This window comes from uncultured Nevskia sp. (assembly GCF_903885465.1).
In the GTDB taxonomy this organism is placed as follows: Bacteria; Pseudomonadota; Gammaproteobacteria; order Nevskiales; family Nevskiaceae; genus Nevskia.
In genome coordinates this window covers 1-5596 of record NZ_CAISIQ010000420.1, presented here as the reverse complement: position 1 = coordinate 5596, position 5596 = coordinate 1, and the positions used below count along the sequence as shown (strand labels likewise).

The window sequence follows — 5596 nt, the reverse complement described above, 5'->3', positions numbered from 1 at the left end:
CTGATCAACACCGCCGTCAAGCCGTTCAAGGCCAACGCCTTCCACAACGGCAAGTTCATTGAGGTCACCGAAGCTTCGCTGAAGGGCAAATGGTCCGTGGTGATCTTCATGCCGGCTGCGTTCACCTTCAATTGCCCGACCGAAGTCGAGGACGCCGCCAACAGCTACGCCGAGTTCCAAAAGGCGAACACCGAGGTCTACATCGTCACCACCGACACCCAGTTCTCGCACAAGGTCTGGCACGAGACTTCGCCGGCTGTCGGCAAGGCCAAGTTCCCGCTGGTCGGCGATCCGACCCACCAGCTGACCCGCGCTTTCGACGTGCATATCGACGAAGAAGGTCTGGCGCTGCGTGGCACCTTCATCATCAACCCGGAAGGCGTCATCAAGACGCTCGAAATCCACTCGAACGAGATCGCTCGTGACGTGTCGGAAACGCTGCGCAAGCTGAAGGCTGCGCAGTTCACCGCTGCCAACCCGGGCCAGGTCTGCCCGGCCAAGTGGAAGGAAGGCGAGAAGACGCTGAAGCCGTCGCTCGACCTCGTCGGCAAGATCTAAACGATCCTGCTCCGGGTCGACGGCAACGTCGGCCCGGCACTGGCTGCAACCGGCGCCCTGCCGCTGCCACTCGTGGCGGTAGGGCGTTCTGTTTCCTGCAACAACCCGTTTTACCTATTTTTCCAGTACCGATTTCGAACGGAGTATTCCCATGCTTGACCAGGACCTGAAGGAACAGTTGAAGGGCTACCTCGAGCGCCTCACCCGCCCGCTCGAGATCGTTGCCAACACCGATGGCTCGGAGGGTTCGCGCGAAATGCTCGCGCTGCTTGCCGACATCACCGATGTGTCGAACCAGATCACGGTCCGCGAAACGCAGGACGCCGCGATCCGCGCGCCTTCGTTCGCGATCGGCAGCCCCGGCGGGCAGATTTCCCTGCGCTTCGCCGGCCTGCCGCTCGGCCATGAATTCACTTCGCTGGTGCTGGCGCTGCTGCAGGCTGGAGGCTATCCGCCGAAGGTCAGTGCCGACACCATCGAGGCGATCAAGTCGCTCCGCGGTTCGAATGGTGGGCCGCTCAAGTTCGAAAGCTTTTTCTCGCTGTCCTGCCAGAACTGCCCCGACGTGGTTCAGGCCTTGAACCTCATGGCGGTGCTGAACCCGAACATCGAGCATGTCGCGATCGAAGGCAGCGCCTTCCAGGCGGAAGTCGAGGCGCGTCAGGTGATGTCGGTGCCGTGCATCTTCCTCAATGGTGAAGTTTTCGCCGCCGGCCGCATGGGCGTCGATGAAATCCTCGCCAAGCTCGATACCGGTGCGGCTGCTCGTGAAGCCGAGAAGCTGAAAGAGAAAGCGCCATACGACGTGCTGATCGTCGGTGGTGGCCCGGCCGGCGCGGCAGCGGCGATCTATGCCGCACGCAAGGGCATTCGTACCGGCGTCGTCGCCGAGCGCTTCGGTGGCCAGGTGGTCGACACCATGGGCATCGAAAACCTGATCTCGATTCCGGAAACCGAAGGTCCGAAGCTGGTTGCGGCGATGGAAAATCATGTCAGCCACTACGAAGTCGACGTGATGAAGCTGCAGCGCGCCGACCAGCTCACGAGCGACGGCGACATGGTCAATGTGGTGCTGGCCAGTGGTGCGACCTTGAAGTCGAAGACCGTGATCCTCGCCACCGGCGCGCGCTGGCGGCAGATGAACGTGCCCGGCGAAGACCAGTATCGCAACAAGGGCGTGGCTTATTGCCCGCATTGCGACGGGCCGCTGTTCAAGGGCAAGCGGGTGGCGGTGATCGGCGGCGGCAACTCCGGCGTCGAAGCAGCGATCGATCTTGCCGGCATCGTCAGCCACGTCACCCTGATCGAGTTCGACGGCCAGTTGCGGGCCGACGCGGTGCTGCAGCGCAAGCTCAACAGCCTGACGAACGTCCGCGTGATCACGTCGGCGCAGACCACCGAAGTGCTCGGCGACGGCACCAAGGTCAACGGCCTGAACTACAAGGATCGCGGTACCGGCGACATTCACAAGGTCGAGCTGGAAGGCATCTTCGTGCAGATCGGCCTGCTGCCGAACAGCGACTTCCTGAAGGGTTCGGTGGACCTGAGCCCGCGCGGCGAAGTGATCGTCGATGCGCGCGGTGCAACTTCGATGGCGGGCGTCTTCGCCGCCGGCGACGTCACCACCACGCCGTACAAGCAGATCATCATTGCGATGGGCGAAGGTTCGAAGGCAGCGCTGAGCGCCTTCGATCACCTGATCCGCATGGCGGTGCCGGAAGCGGCGCGCAAGGCCGCGTAAGCCTTGTGATGGAGCGAAAGGGCCGGGCTTTGCCCCCCGGCCTTTTCGCTGTCTGTCACGTCATTTGAAGGACCTGCCTGAAGTCCGATCGCGCAGCCACATGCCGGCAATCATCGTCACCACGAACAGCAGCACTTGCGGCGAGCCGGAAGCGAGGTTGGCGATCGCCGGGCCCGGGCACAGGCCGGCGATGCCCCAGCCGATGCCGAACAGCACGGCGCCGAGCAGCAGGGGGCGGTCGACGTCGCGTTTGGTCGGCAGCTGAAAGCGCTCGGCGAACAGCGGTTGCTGGCTGCGCCGCACCCACCAGAACACCGGGAAAGTGATCAGCAGTGCCGAACCCATGACGAAGCCGAGCGACGGATCCCACAGGCCGGCAACATCGAGGAACGAGGCAACCTTGGCCGGATCGGTCATGCCGCCGAGGGCGAGGCCGGCGCCGAACAGCAGGCCGGAAAGCAGGGCGATCAGCGCGGTCTTCATGCCGAACCTCCGAGCAGATGACGGATCAGGTAAACGGTGATCACGCCGAAAGCCATGAAGGTGATCGTCGCCAGGATCGAGCGCGTCGACAAGCGCGCGATACCGCAGACGCCGTGGCCCGAAGTACAGCCCGAACCCATGCGGGTGCCGTAGCCGACGATCAAGCCGGCAGCGGCCATGCCGAGCCAGCCGGTCTGCAGTTGCGGCACCGGGAGCGACGTCGCGAACGCGGTCAGCGCCGCGGCACCGATGACCATGCCGCCGAGGAACATTGTCCGCCAGCGGCGTTCGCCGCTATTGCGATCGAGCACCAGGCCGCCGAGCACGCCGCTGACACCGGCGATGCGGCCGTTGAAGATGATCATCAGGCCAGCCGCGGAGCCGATCAGCAGGCCACCGCCCGCGGCGCGCAGCCAGGCATCGGTATCAACAAGCACATTCATCGAATCAGCTCCGGAATCGGTGGGGAAAGAATAGGGTTTTCGATGGCTCGCGCGGCATCGTGGGCCGATAGGTGCACGCGTTCTCTGCCAAGCCGCGCGAGCAGATCGGTGCCGGCGAGGCGATCCATCACCGGGCCCTTGACCTCGGCGAGATGCAGCCGCCCGCCCGCCTGCCTCAGCGCCTGCTCCAGCGTTTCCAGCACTTCCAGGCCGCTGGTATCGACATAGGCAACGCCGGACATGATCAGCACCACGTCATGCGGCCGGTCGGCCTCGACGATGTGCGCCTGCAGCTCGGATTCCACGCGCGGCGCATTGGCGAAGTACAGGGTTTCATCGATCCGCAGCATCACCACGCCGGGCCAGGTACGGACCTCAAAACGGCGCACGTTGCGGAAGTGCTCGGTGGCGCCAAGCTGGCCGACCACGGCGATATGCGGCCGGCTGGTGCGATACAGGAACAGCAGCAGCGACAGACCGGCGCCGATCATCAGGCCGGTCTCGACGCCGGCCAGCAGCACGCCGGCAATGGTTGCCGCCTGGGCTGCGCCATCGCCGCGGTCGTAGCGCCAGGTATGGCGCAGATGCTTGAAGTCGACCAGTTGCCAGACGGCAACGACGATGATCGCAGCGAGTACCGCTTTCGGCAGGCTGGCCAGCAGGCCGGTGAACAGCGCGGCGGCCAGCGCCACCCACAGCGCGGTGATGACGGCCGCGAGCTGGGTGCGAGCACCGGCATCAAAGTTGACCATCGAGCGTGCGAAGCCGCCGGCCACCGGCATCGCGCCGGCGCAGGCGGCGATCAGATTGGTGGCACCCAGCGCCATCAGTTCCTGGTCCGGGTCGATCTTTTCGTTACGCCGGAATGCCAGCGCCTTGGCCACCGAAATGCTTTCGACGTAGCCGATCACCGCGATCATCGCCGCCGGCGCCAGCAGCACCCGCCAGCCGTCCTGGGTCAGGAAATCCAGCGACAGCGCAGGAATGCCTTTCGGAATGTCGCCGACCACCGCGACGCCCCAGCGGCCATGGGCATCAAAGGCGGCGGCGATCAGCGTGGCGGCGATCACCAGCAGCAGCGGCGCCGTGCGGCCGATGATCACCGCGTGCTCGCGCTGAATGCCTGCTTTGCCCAGCGCGCCGACCAGTGGCCTGCGCGCGGCAAGCAGCAGCACGATGGCGCTGAGCCCAAAGGCCAGGGTTTCGGCATCGAGTGCGCTTCGCTGCTTGAACAGCGCCAGCAAGATGCCGTCGAGCTGCACATCGCGCGGCACCGGGATGCCACTCAGACCCGACAACTGGGTGCCGATGATGAACAGCGCCGCACCGGTGGTGAAGCCGGCCAGCACCGGATGGCTGATGAAGTGGGTCAGCCAGCCCAGACGGAGTGCGGCCATCGCCAGCAGGATCGCACCGGATAGCGCCGACAGGATCAGCGCACCGCTCAGGTACTTCGCCGGATCGCCGCCGGCATAGGGCGTGAGCGCGGCCGCGACCATCACCGCCGCGACCGCGACCGGCCCGACCGCAAGCGTGCGGCTGGAACCGAGCAGCGCGTAGACCAGCACCGGCAGCACGCTGGCGTAGAGACCGACTTCCGGCGGCAGGCCGGCCAGCAGGGCATAGGCCAGCGCCTGCGGGATCAGCAGGATCGCGGTGATCGTGCCGGCGATGCCGTCCTGGGTGAACTGCGCGCGGTCCCCGCCGCGCAGATCGTCGAGTAGCGGCAGCAGTCCTCGCCCTGGCTTGCTGCGCGTCGTGGTGCTCACCGGCTCAGGTGTTTCCGCAGGCGAGATTCGCCGGCACGGCGATGTCCATCATCTTCGGGTTGGGTAGATTCAGGCCATTCATGATCGCCACGTACTCGCCTTCGGTCTTGCCGGCCAGGCGCGGGTTGTGGCGCTTTTCCTCACCGATCGACGAAGCGTTCCAGCCCTTGTAGTCATGGGCCGGGTAGACGGTCACTTCGTCCGGCAGCCGGAACAGCTTGTTGACGATCGAATCCCAGCTCTTGTGCGGATTGCCGCCCTGGAAATCGGTGCGGCCGCTACCGCGGATCAGCAGCACATCGCCGGTGAACACGGCGCGGGGTTTGGCGGGATCGAGCACGAAGCTGAACGATTCATCGGTGTGGCCGGGCGTGTACAGCGCTTGCAGGCGAATGCCGTCGATGCGGATCGTCTCGCCTTCGCGAATCTGCTCGGACACGCAACTCGCCTTGGTGAATTCGCCCATGATGGTCACGCAGCCGGTGGCATCGCGCAGATCGCCGAGCGCGGTAATGTGGTCGGCGTGGGTATGGGTATCGATGGCGCGGATCAGCTTCAGGTCCAGGTCATTGAGGGCAGTGAGATAGTGCTGCGTCTGCTCT

At 65.1% G+C, this 5596-nt stretch carries 6 protein-coding genes; 2 read left to right on the top strand and 4 right to left on the bottom strand.

The features are described from left to right. Positions 1–558 (top strand): alkyl hydroperoxide reductase subunit C (ahpC, locus tag QZY06_RS16445; RefSeq protein ID WP_295686144.1); only part of this gene is annotated, 558 nt, incomplete at its 5' end. Between the two features lie 151 nt (positions 559–709). After that, positions 710–2299 (top strand): alkyl hydroperoxide reductase subunit F, encoded by a 1590-nt coding sequence (gene ahpF / locus QZY06_RS16440; protein WP_295686143.1) that lies wholly within the window; start codon positions 710–712, stop codon positions 2297–2299. Between the two features lie 60 nt (positions 2300–2359). Here ahpF and QZY06_RS16435 read toward each other — a convergent pair whose 3' ends face one another. The 4 genes from QZY06_RS16435 to QZY06_RS16420 form a co-directional block, all read right to left on the bottom strand. Then, positions 2360–2782, bottom strand: a complete 423-nt coding sequence (locus QZY06_RS16435; protein WP_295686142.1) for a DUF6691 family protein — start codon at positions 2780–2782, stop codon at positions 2360–2362. Then, positions 2779–3225, bottom strand: a complete 447-nt coding sequence (locus QZY06_RS16430) for a YeeE/YedE family protein (RefSeq protein ID WP_295686141.1) — start codon at positions 3223–3225, stop codon at positions 2779–2781. The genes QZY06_RS16435 and QZY06_RS16430 overlap by 4 nt, the downstream gene beginning before the upstream one ends. Beyond that, positions 3222–4994 carry a SulP family inorganic anion transporter gene (locus QZY06_RS16425; protein WP_295686140.1) on the bottom strand — a complete coding sequence of 591 codons (1773 nt, stop codon included), beginning with the start codon at positions 4992–4994 and terminating at the stop codon, positions 3222–3224. The genes QZY06_RS16430 and QZY06_RS16425 overlap by 4 nt, the downstream gene beginning before the upstream one ends. A 4-nt stretch (positions 4995–4998) precedes the next feature. Next, on the bottom strand, positions 4999–5596 hold a 598-nt coding region (locus tag QZY06_RS16420; protein ID WP_295686139.1), incomplete at its 5' end, for an MBL fold metallo-hydrolase.

Excerpts from the sequence above, each read along its gene's own strand:
- ahpF (WP_295686143.1), top strand. The coding sequence starts at position 710 with ATGCTTGACCAGGACCTGAAGGAACAGTTGAAGGGCTACCTCGAGCGC.
- QZY06_RS16430 (WP_295686141.1), bottom strand. The coding sequence starts at position 3,225 with ATGAATGTGCTTGTTGATACCGATGCCTGGCTGCGCGCCGCGGGCGGT.
- QZY06_RS16435 (WP_295686142.1), bottom strand. The coding sequence starts at position 2,782 with ATGAAGACCGCGCTGATCGCCCTGCTTTCCGGCCTGCTGTTCGGCGCC.